Below are 18,082 nucleotides of genomic sequence, written 5' to 3'. Positions count from 1 at the left end.
TATATATTTTGCTATAATTTCTATACCTCACAGCTATCAATTCAGGAGAACGGCTATGGATTTTCAGCAACTCAAATACTTTCAAAGCGTTGCACGTCTGGAACACATGACACGAGCGGCACAGGAGCTCTATGTTGCACAACCATCCCTGAGCCGAGCAATAGCGCGACTTGAAGAAGAATTAGGTGCTCCCCTTTTCGATCGCCAGGGACGACACATTCGACTCAACATTCTGGGAAAGACGTTCCTGCAACATGTAGAAAAGGCCTTCGCTGAACTGGAAAAGGGACAACGAGAAGTGGCCGACCTGGCCGGGATCGAACGAGGGCAGATCGGGGTTGCAGTACTTTACACGGTCGGAGCCCAACTGTTACCCGAACTCCTTCACGCTTTTCGCAAAGAACACCCGGGAGTGCGTTTCCAGCTCTACCAGAATGCCGCGCATATCATGGCCGGTCAACTTGAACAGGGCGAAATCGATATGTGTATCACCTCACCGCGTCCTGAGAGATCGGACATTGCCTGGACGCCACTCATGACGGAGGAAATAGTGCTGATAGTACCGCCAGATCACAGACTTGCCAATCGAGAGAGTGTCGGCTTGCACGAGGTTTCAGGGGAGGATTTTATAGCCATGAAGCGAAGTCACGGGTTGCGCGAGATGACCGATCAGTTTTGCCGTCAAGCAGGCTTTCAACCACGCATCACCTTTGAAGGAGATGAACTTGCTATAGTGCGCGGTCTCGTTGCAGCAGGATTGGGCATCGCAATGATTCCCGCCCTGGCACTCCGCGGCATTCCAGAACCAGCAATGATCCCGCTGCATATCAGTGATATTCCCTGTCAGCGCACAATCGGTCTGGCCTGGATGCAAGATCGCTATCAGACAACCGCAATGCGTATCTTTCACGATTTCGTCATCTCCTACTTTGAGCACATTCGTCCTTAAAAAGGACGTGTATATAGGAAATACGCAGCAAAATCCACATCAATAGAAAGAACGCCCGAGGAGTACTGATACCACCGTTATTACGACTTTGGTTCTATAGATATAGAAATTTCTTCCTTTTTATCGTATAATTCGAGAAGAACGAAAATACTTTCATTATAAGAGAAAAGAGAAGCAGCATGACCAAAACACGGAGATTCTCCTGTCCTTGTTGTGGCTTTCTAACTCTGAGAGAACCGCCCCCGGGGGGTTACGATATTTGTGCAGTTTGTTACTGGGAAGATAGTATACCGGGCCCACTTGCTCCTGACCGTCCGGGAGGCGCCAATCAGGTCAGCCTGAGAGAAGCGCAACGAAACTTTATCCTGACAGGTGTGGCAATGCCCGGCTGGCGACGATATGTCCGTGCGCCTCGCCCTGAAGAAGTCCCTGTCTGGAAAATCAATCTTGAGCAAGCCAAAGATATCGTCCAGCTTGACGGTCCAGAGCGACGCACAAACTACTGGCCCCTTTCTCTCGCGCTCTGGCTTCTTGACACTCCCGAACCCTGGTTGAACGAGAAAAACGAGACCGAGAAAACGCACGCTATGGAATTTCGTCTCCTCGCTACCTATGTCAATGGATATGCACGATACGAACCCGGCCAGCTCACTCGACCACTTGAAGATGCAGAGTTTGAGCAGCACTGCTCAAGATATACAACGCAGGAACTTCTCGACTCGCTCTTTATCGCCCTTCATACAGAATACTCTAGCGAGACACGCTTGCGTGAGATTCTACAAGAAGTAGTACGCCGTTACCGTTCAGAAACCCCTCCGACCTTTATTGCTCAAGGATTGCCAGCCTCCGTAACCCCCACGGACGACCCGGAAGCACATACTCCACCGCACTCAAAATAAAGGAAAAGAGCCGTCGTACCGGGCGGCTCTTTTCAAACAATGGCGATACTTTCTTATTGCAGAGTAGTCCCACCATCCAGCACGATATCATGGCCTACAGCAAAAGAAGCTTCAGGCGAACTCAGCCAGAGAATCGCACTGGCAATCTCTTCCGGTAAACCGATACGTCCAAGGGGCACACTCTCTGCAATGCGACGCGCCTGCTCTTCGTCTGTTTCAGATGGGCGCTTCGACATATTGGTTTTTGTTGGCCCCGGGCTGACCGAGTTAATACGAATCCCATGCTTGATATATTCCAGCGCAGCCGCTTTCGTTAGTACCTGTACGCCAGCCTTTGAGGCAGCATAAATAGCGATTCCTGGCTTTACTCCAGGCACTCCGATATTCGATCCAATATTGACAATAGTTCCTCTTTCGGGCTGCTTTAACATCTGCTGAATCTCATATTTCATACTCAACCATGTGCCCTTCAGATTCACATCTATTATTGTATCCCACGTCTGCTCGGTTGCCTCTGCGAGCGGTCCCAAGGAGAAAACCCCGGCGTTGTTTAACGCGATATCCAGCCGGCCATAACGAGCAACAATTTCCTCAATCAAGCGCGCAACATCAGCTTCGTTCCTAACATCAACCGGGATATAGGAAGCCGTTCCACCATCTGCCTGAATCAGAGCAACCGTCTTTTCCCCTTCGCTTGCCCTTCGTCCTGCGACAACGACCGAGGCTCCCTCACGGGCAAAAGCACGTGCTGCCACCTGACCGATTCCCGAACCACCGCCCGTTACAAGTACGATTTTATCAACAAATCTTTGCAATTCTCTATTGGCCTTTCTCTCATAGGATAAGGAATATTCCAATTTTTTCTGTCCTGATTATAATACAAATTAAATTGGACTGTCAAGCAGAGATTCCGTCTGCAGTGCATCCTGTATGCTTCATAGAGCATGTTTGACAGCGTATGCTAGGATAGCAATAGCCTGACACGAAAGCGAGAAAACCCTTTCTATGTAGAAATAGCCCTTCCTTTAACTTCTCTCAGAAAAGTCCCTTCCGTCTGATCCGTAAGGGCCAGAAAACGTTGTTGGGCTTACTTCCCTCCTGAGCAAACCGTCATATACACACAAAGATGGAGCAAAACGTGTCATTGAAAGCACATATTACAGAATATATAGTTCCCACTCCCGATACCGGGCCATATGGCGTTACAGTAGGGCCGGACCGGGCCATATGGTTCAGTAAAGCGCGTCATAATAGCATCGGAAGAATCACACTGGATGGAACCATCACCGAATATGCAGGCCTTGCCAGCGCTTCAGGCAGCCTGCTGCTTACTCCAGGGCCAGACAATGCTCTCTGGTTTACCCCGATCCAGGCAAACTGCATCGGTCGCCTCACAATGAGTGGAGAGGTCAGCGCATTTGCTCTACCTACACCCAACGCAGGACCATATGGGATCACAGTTGGACCCGACAATGCTCTCTGGTTTACTGAGAATCAGGCAAATAAAATCGGGCGCATCACCCTCAATGGAGATATCACTGAGTTCGCCATTCCATCAGCCGGAGCGTTTCCGGCCTATATAGTGACAGGACCAGATGGAGCCCTCTGGTTTACTGAGAATCAGGCAAACAAAATCGGGCGCATCACCGTCAATGGAGATATCACCGAATTCCCACTTCCATCCCCTGATGCGGGACCAGTTGGCATAGCTGTGGGCCCAGATAAGGCTCTCTGGTTCGTTGAAATTATTGGCAATCGCATCGGGCGAATTACACCTGATGGAGACATTACCGAGTTCCCGTTACTTGTTCCTGAAGCTCGCCCACACGCGATTACACCTGGTCCTGATGAGTCACTCTGGTTCACTGAGTGGAAGAACAACAGCATCGGACAAATCACTGTACATGGTGACATAACCAGCTACCCGCTGTTGACTCCCGAAGCGGAACCGCATGGCATTGTAGCGGGACCTGATGGAGCACTGTGGTTCGCAGAAGAAAAGAACTATATCGGAAAACTCGCTCTCTCATAAAAGCGATGAACCTGTACATGTTTTATCGTGTGACGTGTACAGGTTCGCCTTCCCAGATAGCCCGCTACAAGCTCCCTATGATTGCGTCTATCTCCCCTTCCCATGTCACCATTTTATTTCTACGATAGGGTTCTAAACTGAAATAATTTGGCATAAGGGAAAGCTTCTTCGCTGACATCGCTTTTCATATTCATAGCGTCAGCATGTATTCCTCGGAACCTCTTTAGCAGACCCGAAAGATGCCATATAAGCGAGAGAATCTGGCGGCGTCCGGCATCTCTGCACACCCCTTGATAACGGTCGGGCGCATTTCTGCCGCACTATACACAGCCCTTCTATTCTCATCAGTAAAATCGCCTATCACTTGTTGAGTTTTTCATTACATAACTCGTCCTCTCCTATCTATCGTCGTGTAGAAAAATGACAGCCAATTGTCGCTTGACAGAGATGTACAAAAGCACGAGAAAAGGCAACGATGGGAATGGTTTCGCGAAACCAGATAGAGGAATGGTAGGCACTTGCGAGTCAGCACCAATAAAACCGGTTTCGCAACATTAGAAGCAAGCAACAAACAGCCAGTAGTACAGCACCAGGTTAGTGGAAAGCAATCAGATCACAGGCTACCGCATATAAAATCCAGGAGCACAGCCATCATAATTGGCAATCCGCTTAACCTTTCAATTTGTCATAGAAAACTGCAAAGATGCATATTCTTCATATCCCTGGAAAGAAACTATAGGACATTTTTCACTTGAAATAGGACTGGTAAATTTTTCCTTGCTCGTCAGGTATAAAACTGCTATAGAAGCGGATTCTCGAATTCAAGGAGAGCAAAAATCCAAAAAAATCCCTACAAAATGTAGTCAAACATAATCAAACAGTGTACAATGGTAAGCATGGAAGAGAAGATCTACAAGCCCAGGGAATTCGCTCGCTTAATTGGACATTCAGTCTTCACCCTGCAACGTTGGGACCGCCTGGGAATACTCAAGGCGAAACGAAGCCCAACAAATCGGCGATACTATACGCATCAGCAATATTTAGATTTTCTTGGAAAGCGCGAGGCATACCCGCACAGCGAAGATCCCCACCTGGAGGAAAGTGCATATACAGCACAAACCTCTCACTATCACACATTTCAAAGGAGGAAACAGATGAGAATTATCACCATCTACAACAAAAAAGGGGGAACAGGAAAAACCAGTTGCGCGACTAACCTGGCTGCGAATCTGGCTGCTCTTGGTTTCAAGGTTGCATTGCTCGATGGGGACGAGCAGGCAAATGCAAGTATGCTCACGCTTCCACATCGATATCAACGTCCTACTCTTACTCATGTAGTCAGCGAGAATGTGCCACTGCTCGACGCAATGTATCAGGCGCGCCGTAATTTATGGATCGTTCCAGCTGATATGCATCTCACTCGTGCTGTAGAGTATATTCATGGGCAACAGGATTTTGATGTTCTCTGTGACCGTGTTGATGACCTACAGGCTGATCTTGAAGAATCAGCCAGTGAAGAGCTTCCCTGGTGGAACAAGCCAGAAGTACGACCGCGCGACTTCAAGATAGAGCCAACAACTCAAGAAGAGTTTCATACCCATCCAGATTATCTTGACTTCCTCATTTTTGATAATCCCCCTAATCCTAACGCGCTCACAACAGCGATGCTCTATGCCAGTCAGGAAGTGCTCATTCCTGTTGAGCTAGAAGAGTATGCTTACCAGGGACTGGCCCAGATGTTTGAGGATATTCAGCGCAAATTCCGGCGCCGTCAACAGAAACTGAAGATCACCGGTATTGTGCCTTTTAAAGTCAACCATACAGGCGCTCTCACGGTTGACTATCTCTCAAGCGTCTGGCGCGCATTTCCCACCCTGACTACATTCAGCATTCATACGGACAAGACTATCCCAAACGCACAAGCGTATCAAAAAACAAGCTTTGAGGAAGACCGCTCCAGCCGCGGTGCAAAAGAACTGTTTGCTTTGGCACTGCGTATCGCTGGATATCAAGGCAAAATCGTAGGTTTCGATGACTGTAAACACTGTGCACATGCTCGCGAGCTTGCACAGCAAGCAGAGGTAGTGGAGGTTTAACATATGCCAAAAAAGGGACGACCTGCTCTAGACCCATTGCAGCAAATAGCGGTATCGGGCTTCATCGGATATGTTGATGATGACGAAGAGGTGCGCGCGCCCTCTGATCCTGGTGTTATCTGGATTGAGATTGATCGCATTCACGATAACCCTTTTCAGCACGCAGAAGAAATAAACCCGGCAGACTTTCAAAGCCTTGTTGCTTCAATTAAAGCAGATGGGTTTCAGGGAGCATTAAATGTCAGCCCATTAGCAGAAAAAGAAGGCCATTACTTTCTGACAGGTGGCGGACATCAGAGGCGTGATGCAGCACGTGAGGCGGGTCTAACAAAAGTACCGGTGTTTGTTGAAGATCCACCACCCTCCCGACTCAAACAGGCTTTTCGGGCTGCGCGTGAAAATGGAGCGCGGGTAAATACCTCTCCGGTCAACCTGGGTCATCTCTATCAACACATTATGGATGAATTTCACATGACTCAGGATCAGGTAGCCCAGATGGTCCATAAAGATCGAAACCATGTGAAATTATGTCTGATGGCTGCCCGCTCACCTGAGGATATTCAAGAGATGTTGAGACGTAAGCCGGATAGCCTGCGCGCGATGACGTATTTCCGTCGGCTAGAAAGCAAGGAAGATCGGGCTCCGATCATGCAAAAGTTCCTCGCTGGCGAGCTGACTACGGATGGAGTTCGGGCTGCCGTTGAAGTCGTGCTTACGAGACAGCAGCAAATAACCGCAGTCGCAGAGGCCTCGACTCATAGCCCCCAAACGAAGCCGACGCCAGAAGCTGAGGTCGAAAGCAAAAAGGAACCTGAAAAACCGCTTACTGAAAAAACTGTACCAGCTTCACCTGAACAGCATTCGCTTGCAGCAGAACGAATTGGTAAGCTCCATTCGGTCGAGAGGCGCTTCCATGCTTATCGAAAAATTGCGATACACCATCTCCTCACAGAGGAAGAACGGGTCCTTCTGCAAAACATGGCGCAAGCGATACAAGAGCTTCTCGGTGAGGATCCCTCAACCGAGTAAGCATATCGTATCGCAGCCAGAGAGTACAAAAGGCCGAAGCGATGCCGGTGCGGAACATAATGATCGCCTCGGCCTTCTTTGAGCTATTGTTCCCTCAATGACACATGATCCCTTCATTCCTTAGCAGGCAAACATGTAGCGGAGGTTTCTCCGCTCATTTTATATTTCAGAGGACAAAGGGCTATAGAACTCGATCAAATAGCCCTTCGGATCATAGACATGGGCAGAGCGAGCATTCCACTCCGGCCTATCTTGAGGTTTCGCCACTACGTTCAACCCCTCTCGGACGAACTGCTCATACGTCGCATCAACATTGTCTACAAGAAAAACAAGAACGGCTTGAAGCTCCTGAGCTTGTCGCGCAAGCAGAGGATCACCCATAGTTGCAGCAAATTTGTCTCGCTTGTAAAGTTCAATTCCAGCGCTGTCTGTTCTAAAGTATGCGTAGCCCATCTCTTCAAGCTCGTAGTCAGGGGAGGCTTTCAGTGCATATTTCCAGAACTGAACAGACTCCTTATAATCGTTGATCAGCAAGCGAATATTAATGAACTGCATTCCCAATCCTTCCTGATATAGGAAATCTATTCGTCTTTTCCACAATATACAATCAAGTCTTCCCGTATTGTATCTGCTATATAGGTGAGCAATGATCCTAAATTAAGTTAAAAAATACATACAAGCCAGGTAACTTGGAGCAATATTATTTAGACAACTTTGCTTCAAGTTTTACCTTTACATGGGGCCATTCTGTATCGAGAATGCTATACAACACACTATCTCGTCTATAGCCATCTGAGAGAATACGATGCTGACGCAGGATCCCCTCTTTTATCCCACCGATACGCTCAATGGCTCGTTGCGATTGAAGATTACGTACATCTGTCTTCAACTGCACTCGGATGCAGCCAAGCGTCTCAAACGCATGTCGAAGCAAGGTATATTTGCACTCTGTATTAATAGAGGTGCGTTGCGCGAGAGGATTCAGCCAGGTCCAACCAATTTCCAGCCCTCGATTCACGCGATCAATATCCAAGTATCTGGTAGAACCAACTATACAATCATGTTGCAGGCTGACAATAACAAAGGGCAAACTGGTCCCTTCTTCCTGCTCTCGTAGAGCTTGTTTCACCCATGCTTGCATATTCTCAAGAGATTGACCCGCCTTCTCAGGTAAAAATGTCCAAATAGCTTCATGCTGAGCTGCGTCAAACAATGCCTCTACGTGATCCAGATGAAGGGGCTCCAAGCGAGCATACGTTCCAGATAAAGTGATAGGGGTAATATTCATCATATTCTCCTTCGTCAATACGAAAAGCCATACGCTCCATCGAAAGTACGTGTTTAGCATTGTAATAGCGCAAGACTGTTCTATAAAGAGCCAATTCCCTTTTAAGCATGCAGACCAATCAGAAGAAGAGAAACAAACGAATTTCAAGATGCAAAGAAAAGCCGCTCATCTTATCTATAGGAAAAGAGATAGAAGGATAAGCGGCTTTCTACAATAGTTCCTACGCAGATCTCATTCGATCAGAAAAGCGATTTTGCCAAATTGTTCACCTGCTTGCATTCGCTGAAAGGCCTGCCTGACCTCCTCAAGTTTATAAGCTCGATCAACAATTGGACGCAATCGATGCTGAGTAACGAAGCGAAGCAAATCCTGAAACTCTTCCCGACTTCCCATTGAAGTAGAAAGCATACTCCACTGTTGGAAGAAGAATGTACGCAAAGGTATCTCTACTCTATCACCAGTTGTTGCCCCAAACGAGACAATGCGGCCCCCCTCACGTAAGACAGAGAAGTATCGTTCAAAAATGGCGGAACCAATACTCTCAATAATGACATCCACTTTTCTACTCAAGTCCCATTTCCCGCTACTATCAAAGGCAGAATCCGCCCCTAACCTCAAAGCTTGCTCTCGTTTTTCAGCACTTCGCGAGGTCACGGTTACATATGCTCCAGCAGCCTTTGCAAGAAGCAGAGTGATAGTTGCCACGCCACTCCCAATGCCAGGAATTAAGACATGCTCACCTGGTTTCACGCGAGCACGGGTAAACAGAGCTCTATATGCAGTTAATGTTGCGAGTGGCAATACACCTGCCTCTTCCCAGGAAAGATGCTTCGGTTTGAGTTCAACGTTTTCTGCTGGAACAACGATTGTTTCAGCAAAGGTCCCATCCAGAATCTCAGGTACAGCTGGCACCTCGGATGCTTTTTCCCAGCGCAAACTGGGATTTAACACTACTTCATCCCCCACATGTATATTTGTCACTCCTTCCCCAACTGCTATAACAACACCTGCACCATCTGACCCTGGAAAGAAAGCTTCTTTCTTCGATTCTAAGAGAAATAGATCCCGATGATTGATACCCGCTACTTTTAAGCGCACCTGCACTTCTCCGGTGAGTGGCTTCTGCTCTTCTACCTCCTGTAAATGGAGCCCATCTATCTGGCCAGAACCCACATACACTACAGCCTTCATCTTTCAGATCTCCTTACAAAAAGATAGTGTTATTACTAAAGTAATAACATCTGGAAGCTACTCGTTATTTCGTGCTTTATTACCAACGCATGGGTCAACATCGAACTCAGCCAACTAGAGTCAGCAGTAAAGTAAATGGATGTACGTCAGAAATGAAACAAGCTATAATTTCGCGAAACCATAGCTGTGGGGTTCAGACTAAGGAATATAAAGGACAAAGGAGAAGGGTGAGTATGGGCATAATGCTTGATTATCGCCGCTTCCAGTCCTCTTAAAAGTTTAAACTCTGGTTTCGCGAAACCGCTATTCTCTATAGCGAATACTGCTAATTTGCGTTTCTAGATATACCCGAGACTTTCTGGTTTCGCGAAACCAAGATCTTTGCAAATTAGATCAAGATTACGTTAGTCTGAACCCTACAGCTATGGTTTCGCGAAACTATAGCTTGTTTCATTACTCGGTAGGACAAAAGATAAGAAACAAATATTGTGCCATGAAGTTAGAAGCCAGTCCCATCTCGGCTCCATCGATAGCAGACTATAAACACTACATAATATTAAATCGCTCCAACCCCAGAATTCCAGTTTCTGGTTTCGCGAAACCACTACGCGTCTTAAATCTTATTAGAATTTGCAGGGTGGCCTGGATACATCTAATATCTTAAAAGCTTGTTGTGAATGGCAGAGGAAGTAAAAAGGCATTCAGCATCTTCAATGCGTTCTAAGAAAGAACATGACCAAAAGGAACTTGCAATATACGACGCAAATATCTTCATCACAATACAGCCTGTGATAATTAATAAACATTATCACATCTCTTTGCCAGATACGCCTGTGAAGCTCAGGCACAGATCACACCTTTTGCGTGCGGAAGAGTTCACGTTAGTCCTTGTGAGCCTGTGGTACTACTTCTAATCCAAACGGGACAGTTTCCGCTTCACTATACAGTAGCAGCGTCCAACCAGCCCAACGACATCACACCACTGCACCTCAACTGGCTCATCCGTACCGCCTGCCTGGCCGGATGCATTTGAAGTAGGTATGGGGAAGCAACTCTACAGCTGTCTCTTTCAATTGTTGGTTTCGCGAAACCACTGTTCTCTAGCTTCTCTTCTATAAATCTTTACATGAATTCTTACAGATAGAATATTTCCTCACTTATAGACATAGCAGATCCACATGTTCTTCTGTTAAAAAAACTATTGTAGTATACAAAAACAGGGTCAAGAACTGCCAGAGATAGAAAACGAAAAGAAGCTTAAATGCTCCTGTCCGCTACCGGTTTCGCGAAACCAAAGCTTCATCGTTTTGGTAAGCGTAACTATCAAGAGTAACTATCGGAAACGAGGTGGTTGCGGTGGTTTCGCGAAATCAGATGTCACTATATGTCACTATAAAAGATTGCTCTAACGACTGGCGCCTCTTAACCCATTTTGAATAACGTATATATTACTGACTTTATAGAATGGGATTACTATCTGATAAAATCAGACTAGAACGAAATACTTCTATGTCACAGACAAATAATAGATATAAAAATGGTTTCGCGAAACCAGGGTTCTCTTTGTGACATTGGACAAATATTCTGGTCCTGGACAGCATTCTCATTGAGAACTTGACAAACTATCAAATACAAAGCTATACTATCGAGTACAGATATATCCATTGCGGATATATACAGCTTTAATATAGCAAGTGCAACAAACTCTGGCACATACGCTTATCTGCGAGGAGTCCGATACAACGAAAGGAGGTCATACTATTCATAGCCGAAAAAAAGATCCCGAAAGCCTTTTACCTCTTACGCCAGCTGTCTTCCATATCCTTCTGGCTCTCAGCGATGGCGAACGACATGGGTACGGGATTATGCAAGAAATTGCAGAGAGAACCAAGGGCACAGTTCATATGGGTCCAGGAACACTCTACGGATCACTAAAACGGATGCTATCGAGCGGGCTAATTGAGGAAACAGGAGAGAAAGCAGACCCTCAACACGGGAATGAACGCCGTCGCTACTATCGGCTTACAGGCTTTGGACAACGAGTGCTTCATGCTGAAGCAGAGCGGCTCGCACAACTCGTTTCCATTGCACAGCTAAAACACGTTCTCGGTTGAGCAGAGTCAGCCATTTATCAACACTCCAATGCTCTCAATTGTACAACTACATCGTTGAGCAAAACAGCGTATCACATACCATGAAGGGAACCTCAAAGCATGCAAACATCTCTCCAATTGCTCAATTGGTCTCAGAAACTCTATCAGCTACTGCTCTTCGCTTATCCAAGCTCATTTCGGCAGGAGTATGGCGCCGAAATGCAGCTTACGTTTCGTGATTGTTGCCTGGAAGCGCTCCAAAGCGATGAATCTGGTACGTTTTTCCGTTTCTGGTGCCTGGTCTTCTATGATTTTGCCAAAAGTATCACGGTTGAATATGCACAATTACTCAAACAGTTGTGGTCAAAGGAACAGACATATAGCCCCTTCCAGGTCCAGATCGCATCGAACACAGATATCGGGTTAAAACGCCAGGTGAACGAAGATAAGATGCTCTCCGTTATCCCGGAAGAAAGTAACCTGCGAGAGAAAAAAGGAAGCCTTGTCGTAGTCGCTGATGGTATGGGTGATGATAATGCTGGAGCGAGAGCAAGTGATTTAGCTGTTACAACAATCAAAGAAGTTTATTATAATACCAATCAGAATATTGCAGACTCGCTCGTCCACGCCATCAAGCTCGCAAATCAGAAAATCTTCCAGGTCAATGAGGTTGAACGCCAGAAAGATACCAGAACACTGCCCAAAAGTATGGGGACTACCTGCGTTGCAGCAGTCATCAAGGATAATTCCCTCATATTAGCTAATGTCGGAGATAGCCTTGCCTACCTCATTCGAGACCAGCAGGTACATCAAATAGCAGAAGATCATAGCTGGCTTGCAGAACAGGTTCGTCAGGGCAGAATGACAGCCGAGGAAGCCAAAAAGAGTACCAAAAATCGGAATATGATCATCCGTGCCCTGGGTACTCAGGCCGATGTCGATGTGTATGCAACAACGGTTGATCTTCAAAGCGGTGATACACTGATCCTCTGTACTGATGGTGTGCATACACAGGTCAGTGAAGAAGAAATATATACTATCGTAACTCAATATCCTCCACAGGAAAGCAGCCGATACTTGATTGAGCGTGCAAATGAGAATGGCGGCCCGGATAATAGTACAGCCATCGTGGTACGAATCGACTAAAAGAGAAAGGCTGCCTGTCGGTTCGCTCCACAGGCAGCTTCTCCCATATTCTCACCTCTCCATTCCTACCTCTTGGTCATCTTAGTAGACAAAAGGCTTTCCATCATATATTCTGCAAAACAGAGGTAAGATTGAAACCAATGCCGGCCAGCAGTCAAAAGGAGTAAAATTAATCGATGCAAACAGATGAGCCTTTATATGATGCACTCACTATTCGGCCTGCAACCATGATAGACCGAGAGTTAGTGCGTCAATGGGCAATCCCAGCAAATGGAGAGGCGTGGGTTGCTCTTTCTTTCGATGGACAGCCCATCGGGTACGCAGAACTACAAAGCTTTCCTGTTCTACAGCAATTTGTCCCGAAAATCTGGGTTCGTCCGGATATGCAGGGACGCGGTATCGGCACACGACTGCTACGTGCTCTGGAAATACACCCCGGGACGCTTCTCGCCCAGGTTTGGGAGCATGAAAAAGCAGCTCAACGGATGCTGGAAAAGGCAGGCTATGAGCTTAGCTCCATTTTTCAGGTTAGAGAACTGGACTTGAACGGGCCGCCAACGCTTGCTGAACCTATACCAGATATCGATATTCGCCCATTTGTAGTAGGTTGGGATGAACAGGCCGTCTACGAAGCTGATGAGGAGGCATTTTTAGATGAGCGGGGTAAGGAACCCCGTACATACGAACAGTGGTGTCGGCGCTTCCATATGAATGAGCCTCACTTTAATGCATCGCTGTGGCTTGTTGCATGGGAACACCTTACTATTGCAGGCTGTTGTCTGGGCGAAATCGTGAATAATGTTGGCGAAATCATGCATCTTGGTGTTCGGCGTCCCTGGCGTCGGCGAGGCATTGGAATGCAGCTTTTGCAACATACACTTTCGGCATTCTATCAACGCGGTATCTCCACTGTGCGTCTGAATGTTGATAGCAACAGCCAGACGAATGCACATCAGCTTTTTGAGAAAGCGGGCTTTCAGGTAATCAACTCCTACCTGAACTACAAACGCACAGTCCTGGCATAGAGCAACTCTCGATCTCTATAGGGAAACTATTCATATATATACCCTTCCAAATTGCACAATGACCAGATCGCATCAGAGCAGGGAATAGAGCAACTTCAGGCCACTCATTCCCTGCCTCATTGAGGCGCTATCCACTCTAATAAACAACAATCACCTTAATCACATCGTAGTGCACAGAATATCAGGTGTTTCCGCACTCGTTTTACTCTGGAAACGGCTGAGCAATACAGGCAGTCCCTCATGCTCACGCTCTGATCCTGCGTGCCAGAACACAAACCAGGCTCTCTCGCCCGTTAACAACATATCCAGAGTATAGTGACGCGTCGGCGGCAAACTGACAACAGCCTCGCTCAACATCTACTTCAGACTCCTTTTTGTTCCTCTCTGTATATCGCAGCTTGCTCCCAAAACTTGACATCTTTTCCAGAAAAATGTGGTTCACGCCTGGAGCGCACTTTTCAGTTCAGCAATTGCCTGTTTTGTCTCACGAAAGAGAAGCGTATGCATCCTGAGGTTCCGTGCTGTTGCGAGGTGTCTTTTCTGATCATCCAGCACAACAGTCGCCTCGGGAGCCAGTGGCAAACGATCAAGCATGCGTTGATACAGCCGCGCATCCAGCTTCTCAAGTCCCTCTTCAACCGAAAAGAATATCTGATGCACCAGGGTATGCAGGCCGAACTTTCGCGTAACCATCGCATGCAAATCGCTATTTGAAAGTACAACAAGCGTATATCGAGAGCGCAGTGTACGGAAATAAGGAGCTAGTCCCTCGTTCAAATGCTCATCATCGCCGATATCGTGCAACCATTCATCCCATTGCGCTCCACTCAACCCGTACTGCTTCTGAACGGCACAGACACAGTAGTAAGGGAGCGCCCAAGTGCCTCTTCAAGCTGATTTGCAAGCGAGATAGTTCACCGCCAGGAAGCTGTAAAAGACACTCCCATTTCCGCCAGTCTACAATCTGCAACAATACGCTACCCAGATCTATCACAATAGCCTGTATCAGGCTTCTCATCACGAATTTTCTCCATTTCTCACACATAGAACACTTCTTATATAGTCTCAGCTCAGCAAAAGACAAACTTCAGCCAGATCCTCCGGTTTCGGAAAACCAGAATACAAAGCGCGTTCATTCTATTCTCCCAGGCATCGAGGTTTCTGGAAATACAGCACCCCACATGTATAGCTCTCTCATGTCTCGCTAGCATATCTCTCTATGAGAGAGCAAAGAAAGTTTGCCCATAGAGAAGCAAGCGAGCGGTTTACCGCTTTTATCCGTTTTGGCTCGCTGACAGAAGAACAGGAAGGCAAAAGCCACACATTTTTGAAAGGGAGAGTACCATTTGGAAGAGAGAGTCATACTGCCTGAAACACTCGACGAAGCATACCTGTTTGCGGCAGTCGGAGCACCTTTGAAAGCTCTGCTGCTCTATAATCCTACGCAAGATGTGCAAACGACGCTTGCTTGTATGCGTGCGCTTGCTGTGATGCATGATACTCACTCCTTGCAAGCGTATCAAGCAGACAAGCGACCGGAAATACAGCAGGAATATGCATGGCTGCACAGTCGAGAGGCGCTCAACGCGCTGCAACCCCGTGTCCGCATGATAAGCTGGGATGGACGCCCTGCGCTCTTTGTACATCAGATTCGCTCGCTGAAAAAGATCCATGTGCTGGAATTGATTCCGCATTTTCCACAGCGGCTTGTCCTGAAAGGCACATTCCGTGATCTCACTCCCCTTACACATCTATCAGCACTCACTGGCCTTGCTCTTTTAAGCAAGCATATAAGAGATTTGACACCGCTTGCCGGGCTTACTCGACTGGCACAGCTTTCCCTCACGGGTACACCACTTATCACTGATCTGGCACCACTAACTACCCTCTCACAATTAAGCATTCTCACGCTCACTGGCTTGATAGAACTAACAGACATTCAGCCGCTCGCCTCCCTTCCAGCACTAAGGAGTCTCGCAATCCTTGCCAGCCCGAAGCTGACAACAATAACGCCGCTCCTGCATTTACCATCCCTGCGGCATCTGGAATTACCACCTCATCTGCGGACAGCACCGGAAATCGCTCAGTTTCGTCAGCGAGGCATACTCTTGCGCTTTACAGAGATTCGCGGCTTCGGGAAGCGCCCACGTCAGCGATAAAAAAGGCTCTTTGCAGCTTGCATGACTTTTTGCTATACTGTCGTTCCGTTTGCGCTCAGACAAAACGTCGGGCGCAAACGCTTTGCACACCTCTTACCATCCATACTACTTCTCAGAATTGAAATAGAGTCAAGGAAAGGATTTTTAACGATGCAGGATCAGTGGGACAATCCCGAATTTGCGCGCTATTGGGACCAGGCAGCGCTTATCCGAAACCCGATACGGGCAGAACAAATTGAGATCCTGGTTTCGCTTATCGCCGATCTGTACCAAAAAGGGACACATATCCTTGATCTGGGCATCGGCTCAGGCCAGATTGAGGAACTACTTTTCGCACGCCGTCCGGAGAGCGTGGTTGTAGGGATCGATGCATCGCGTGCAATGCTCGATCTCGCACAAGAACGCCTTACATCTTACAAAGCCCAATGTACGCTTATACAACATGATCTTGCTACGCTTCAGGAATGTACGCTACCGACAGCGACCTATCAGCTTGCATTCAGCGTACAAACTCTGCATCATCTGACATACGAAGAACAGCAAGCAGTGTTTCGTTTTGTTGCACAAACGCTCGCCCCTGGTGGTATCTTTCTGCTGATCGATCGCGTTGAGATAAAGCCTGAGCCATTTGGAGCGCTCTATCTTTCAATGTGGAATCACCTGACTGCTTCCCAGGATACCGAAAATGCCTTTTTTGAAGAGCTTCGGCAAAAAGAAGATCACCCGATGCCACTCGAACAGCTTCTCAAGGGCCTCCAGGAAGCAGGCTTCCAGACAAGTTGTTTGCATCTTTACCTGCATCGTGCCTTTGTTGCCGGTATCAAGCCCGCCCAATAAGCACGCCAGCTTACTTTCTCTGGTGCGTCTCCACTCCTGGCACGCTCCAATGTTCAGGATCGGGATCAGGTAAAAAATAGGTATTCATCCCAATAGACAAAAAAGTGAAAACTTTCTATGATTTCTTCGTTGCACGATCGCATGTCCTATTCCGACATAGAAAGTGAGAATGTCAATGCCAACCCATGAGCACGGAACACTCGCTTTGCAATGGAACTGGCACCCGCTTCTTATCCTCGGGTTGTTGCTCTTGCTTGGCTCATATCTCTACATGATAGGGCCGTGGCGACAGCGGCGACAACTCGCGGCTCGAATGCCAGAAGGGCGCTTCATTTCTTTTTTACTCGGGCTGCTTGTGATCTTTATTGCGCTTGTTTCGCCCTTGAATAGCTTTTCGCATATGCTTTTTACCGGGCATATGGCACAACACCTTTTACTGGCACTTGTCGCGGCTCCACTGCTTGTGCTTGGTTTGCCTGCATGGCTGATTGAGGCTGCGTTGGAAGTCCGTTCTATACGCGTTGTCATGAAAGGGCTGACGAATATCTTTGTGACTACGTTCCTGTTCAACGGGAACCTCTGGCTCTGGCACGCACAGCCAATTCTTAACGCGATGATGCAAAACACGTACTTGCACCTTCTAGCGCAATTCCTGTTCCTGATAACAGGCGCTCTGTTCTGGTGGCCACTCCTGACGCCAGCAACAAAAGCCTTGCCATCACTCAATATTGCAGCAAAACTGCTCTATATCTTTTCAAATGATATGCCAATGGTCCTGTTGAGCGCTGGACTTACACTGATGCCGCCGCTGTATTCAGTCTATATCAACAATCCTACGAAGCTGCTTGATCCCGCTGTAGATCAGCATCTGGGCGGGGCGTTGATGTGGATACCAGGTAGCATTCTTTTTATCGTGATTGCCAGCATCATTTTTCTGCGCTGGATTCTCGATCTTGAAAAGAAAGAGCGAGCAGAAGCGGCACGTATGGCAGAACTCTATCGGGCAACTGAGCTCTCGTGAGGAACTCTTAGCAGACAGATAGTTTCTCATAGAGCAGGTCCCTGTTTTCGGTACGAACAGGGTTCTTTGTCGTTCACTGTCATGCCTCAGAAGGCTGACGTCGAGAAGCAGTCCAGGCGGTCCCTCCCCTGGCTGCTTCTTTATTTTTGGCATTGTGGATTGTCCAGGATGAAAACCGTTTATCACCATCACCTGCCGTTCGTTTCGCATGCATCCTTCAGCCATACGACTCGTTCAACGTCGACGCCAGACTATCAGAAATCGCTCCGTTTCGCCCGGGAACAGCTCTCTGAAACTTCTCACTCACTTGGCTCGGA

General features: G+C 47.5%; 18 protein-coding genes and 1 pseudogene. 13 read left to right on the top strand and 6 right to left on the bottom strand.

Going from position 1 to position 18,082, the window contains the following annotated elements; all coding sequences use genetic code 11:
* Window positions 1–55: 55 nt before the first annotated feature.
* Window positions 56–949 carry a LysR family transcriptional regulator gene (locus tag EI42_RS10785; protein WP_111321734.1) on the top strand — a complete coding sequence of 298 codons (894 nt, stop codon included), beginning with the start codon at window positions 56–58 and terminating at the stop codon, window positions 947–949.
* A gap of 179 nt (window positions 950–1,128) precedes the next feature.
* On the top strand, window positions 1,129–1,848 hold the full coding sequence (locus tag EI42_RS10780) for a CPCC family cysteine-rich protein (RefSeq protein ID WP_111321732.1): 720 nt from the start codon (window positions 1,129–1,131) through the stop codon (window positions 1,846–1,848).
* A 53-nt stretch (window positions 1,849–1,901) separates the two neighbouring features.
* Here the strand turns inward: EI42_RS10780 and EI42_RS10775 are convergent, their stop codons facing one another.
* Window positions 1,902–2,663, bottom strand: a complete 762-nt coding sequence (locus EI42_RS10775; RefSeq protein WP_111321730.1) for a glucose 1-dehydrogenase — start codon at window positions 2,661–2,663, stop codon at window positions 1,902–1,904.
* A gap of 329 nt (window positions 2,664–2,992) precedes the next feature.
* Between EI42_RS10775 and EI42_RS10770 the strand changes: the two genes are divergently transcribed.
* The 4 genes and pseudogenes from EI42_RS10770 (at window position 2,993) to EI42_RS10760 (ending at window position 7,005) form a co-directional block, all read left to right on the top strand.
* Window positions 2,993–3,880 (top strand): Vgb family protein, encoded by an 888-nt coding sequence (locus EI42_RS10770; RefSeq protein ID WP_346268190.1) that lies wholly within the window; start codon window positions 2,993–2,995, stop codon window positions 3,878–3,880.
* Between the two features lie 896 nt (window positions 3,881–4,776).
* Window positions 4,777–4,938, top strand: a pseudogene (locus tag EI42_RS33840) (MerR family transcriptional regulator); the annotation flags it as partial.
* 96 nt (window positions 4,939–5,034) lie between these two features.
* Complete coding sequence (locus EI42_RS10765) at window positions 5,035–5,976, top strand: ParA family protein (RefSeq protein ID WP_246046565.1); 942 nt, start codon at window positions 5,035–5,037, stop codon at window positions 5,974–5,976.
* A gap of 3 nt (window positions 5,977–5,979) precedes the next feature.
* Entirely contained in the window at window positions 5,980–7,005 is a 1,026-nt protein-coding gene (locus EI42_RS10760; RefSeq protein ID WP_111321724.1) for a ParB/RepB/Spo0J family partition protein, read from the top strand.
* A 159-nt stretch (window positions 7,006–7,164) separates the two neighbouring features.
* Here the strand turns inward: EI42_RS10760 and EI42_RS10755 are convergent, their stop codons facing one another.
* The 3 genes from EI42_RS10755 to EI42_RS10745 all read right to left on the bottom strand — a co-directional run bounded on the left by EI42_RS10755 (window position 7,165) and on the right by EI42_RS10745 (window position 9,484).
* On the bottom strand, window positions 7,165–7,560 hold the full coding sequence (locus tag EI42_RS10755; protein WP_111321722.1) for a VOC family protein: 396 nt from the start codon (window positions 7,558–7,560) through the stop codon (window positions 7,165–7,167).
* 145 nt (window positions 7,561–7,705) lie between these two features.
* Window positions 7,706–8,296 (bottom strand): GNAT family N-acetyltransferase, encoded by a 591-nt coding sequence (locus tag EI42_RS10750; RefSeq protein ID WP_111321720.1) that lies wholly within the window; start codon window positions 8,294–8,296, stop codon window positions 7,706–7,708.
* 228 nt (window positions 8,297–8,524) lie between these two features.
* A complete protein-coding gene (locus EI42_RS10745) occupies window positions 8,525–9,484 on the bottom strand; it encodes a zinc-binding dehydrogenase (RefSeq protein ID WP_111321718.1) in 960 nt (319 codons plus the stop codon).
* 898 nt (window positions 9,485–10,382) lie between these two features.
* On the opposite strand from EI42_RS10745, the gene EI42_RS34305 reads away from it, so the two are divergent.
* From EI42_RS34305 to EI42_RS10725, 4 genes are all read left to right on the top strand, one after another.
* A complete protein-coding gene (locus EI42_RS34305) occupies window positions 10,383–10,517 on the top strand; it encodes a hypothetical protein (RefSeq protein ID WP_282957317.1) in 135 nt (44 codons plus the stop codon).
* Between the two features lie 661 nt (window positions 10,518–11,178).
* Window positions 11,179–11,598: a PadR family transcriptional regulator gene (locus EI42_RS34300; RefSeq protein ID WP_281279030.1), complete on the top strand. Its 420-nt coding sequence runs from the start codon at window positions 11,179–11,181 to the stop codon at window positions 11,596–11,598.
* A 99-nt stretch (window positions 11,599–11,697) separates the two neighbouring features.
* On the top strand, window positions 11,698–12,723 hold the full coding sequence (locus tag EI42_RS10730) for a PP2C family protein-serine/threonine phosphatase (RefSeq protein ID WP_111321714.1): 1,026 nt from the start codon (window positions 11,698–11,700) through the stop codon (window positions 12,721–12,723).
* Between the two features lie 176 nt (window positions 12,724–12,899).
* Window positions 12,900–13,748 (top strand): GNAT family N-acetyltransferase, encoded by an 849-nt coding sequence (locus EI42_RS10725; protein WP_111321712.1) that lies wholly within the window; start codon window positions 12,900–12,902, stop codon window positions 13,746–13,748.
* A 159-nt stretch (window positions 13,749–13,907) separates the two neighbouring features.
* On the opposite strand, the gene EI42_RS10720 is transcribed toward EI42_RS10725, so the two are convergent.
* Window positions 13,908–14,105 carry a hypothetical protein gene (locus EI42_RS10720; protein ID WP_111321710.1) on the bottom strand — a complete coding sequence of 66 codons (198 nt, stop codon included), beginning with the start codon at window positions 14,103–14,105 and terminating at the stop codon, window positions 13,908–13,910.
* An 81-nt stretch (window positions 14,106–14,186) separates the two neighbouring features.
* Window positions 14,187–14,579 (bottom strand): HAD family hydrolase, encoded by a 393-nt coding sequence (locus tag EI42_RS10715; protein WP_111321708.1) that lies wholly within the window; start codon window positions 14,577–14,579, stop codon window positions 14,187–14,189.
* Window positions 14,580–15,094: 515 nt separating this feature from the next.
* Here EI42_RS10715 and EI42_RS10705 point away from each other — a divergent pair.
* The 3 genes from EI42_RS10705 (at window position 15,095) to EI42_RS10695 (ending at window position 17,765) form a co-directional block, all read left to right on the top strand.
* Window positions 15,095–15,907 carry a leucine-rich repeat domain-containing protein gene (locus tag EI42_RS10705; protein ID WP_111321704.1) on the top strand — a complete coding sequence of 271 codons (813 nt, stop codon included), beginning with the start codon at window positions 15,095–15,097 and terminating at the stop codon, window positions 15,905–15,907.
* 150 nt (window positions 15,908–16,057) lie between these two features.
* Window positions 16,058–16,744, top strand: coding sequence for a class I SAM-dependent methyltransferase (locus EI42_RS10700; RefSeq protein ID WP_170142534.1), 687 nt, complete (start codon window positions 16,058–16,060; stop codon window positions 16,742–16,744).
* Between the two features lie 175 nt (window positions 16,745–16,919).
* On the top strand, window positions 16,920–17,765 hold the full coding sequence (locus tag EI42_RS10695) for a cytochrome c oxidase assembly protein (protein WP_170142533.1): 846 nt from the start codon (window positions 16,920–16,922) through the stop codon (window positions 17,763–17,765).
* Window positions 17,766–18,082 lie beyond the last annotated feature (317 nt).

This window comes from Thermosporothrix hazakensis (assembly GCF_003253565.1).
Lineage (GTDB): Bacteria > Chloroflexota > Ktedonobacteria > Ktedonobacterales > Ktedonobacteraceae > Thermosporothrix > Thermosporothrix hazakensis.
Note: the sequence above shows the minus strand (reverse complement) of the source record. Positions and strands in the feature narration are given on the sequence as shown.

What these genes read in the sequence shown, in the direction of transcription:
- EI42_RS10785 (WP_111321734.1), top strand. Translation starts at nt 56, where the DNA reads ATGGATTTTCAGCAACTCAAATACTTTCAAAGCGTTGCACGTCTGGAA.
- EI42_RS10780 (WP_111321732.1), top strand. Translation starts at nt 1,129, where the DNA reads ATGACCAAAACACGGAGATTCTCCTGTCCTTGTTGTGGCTTTCTAACT.
- EI42_RS10765 (WP_246046565.1), top strand. Translation starts at nt 5,035, where the DNA reads ATGAGAATTATCACCATCTACAACAAAAAAGGGGGAACAGGAAAAACC.
- EI42_RS10760 (WP_111321724.1), top strand. Translation starts at nt 5,980, where the DNA reads ATGCCAAAAAAGGGACGACCTGCTCTAGACCCATTGCAGCAAATAGCG.
- EI42_RS10755 (WP_111321722.1), bottom strand. Translation starts at nt 7,560, where the DNA reads ATGCAGTTCATTAATATTCGCTTGCTGATCAACGATTATAAGGAGTCT.
- EI42_RS10750 (WP_111321720.1), bottom strand. Translation starts at nt 8,296, where the DNA reads ATGATGAATATTACCCCTATCACTTTATCTGGAACGTATGCTCGCTTG.
- EI42_RS10745 (WP_111321718.1), bottom strand. Translation starts at nt 9,484, where the DNA reads ATGAAGGCTGTAGTGTATGTGGGTTCTGGCCAGATAGATGGGCTCCAT.
- EI42_RS10730 (WP_111321714.1), top strand. Translation starts at nt 11,698, where the DNA reads ATGCAAACATCTCTCCAATTGCTCAATTGGTCTCAGAAACTCTATCAG.
- EI42_RS10725 (WP_111321712.1), top strand. Translation starts at nt 12,900, where the DNA reads ATGCAAACAGATGAGCCTTTATATGATGCACTCACTATTCGGCCTGCA.
- EI42_RS10720 (WP_111321710.1), bottom strand. Translation starts at nt 14,105, where the DNA reads ATGTTGAGCGAGGCTGTTGTCAGTTTGCCGCCGACGCGTCACTATACT.
- EI42_RS10700 (WP_170142534.1), top strand. Translation starts at nt 16,058, where the DNA reads ATGCAGGATCAGTGGGACAATCCCGAATTTGCGCGCTATTGGGACCAG.
- EI42_RS10695 (WP_170142533.1), top strand. Translation starts at nt 16,920, where the DNA reads ATGCCAACCCATGAGCACGGAACACTCGCTTTGCAATGGAACTGGCAC.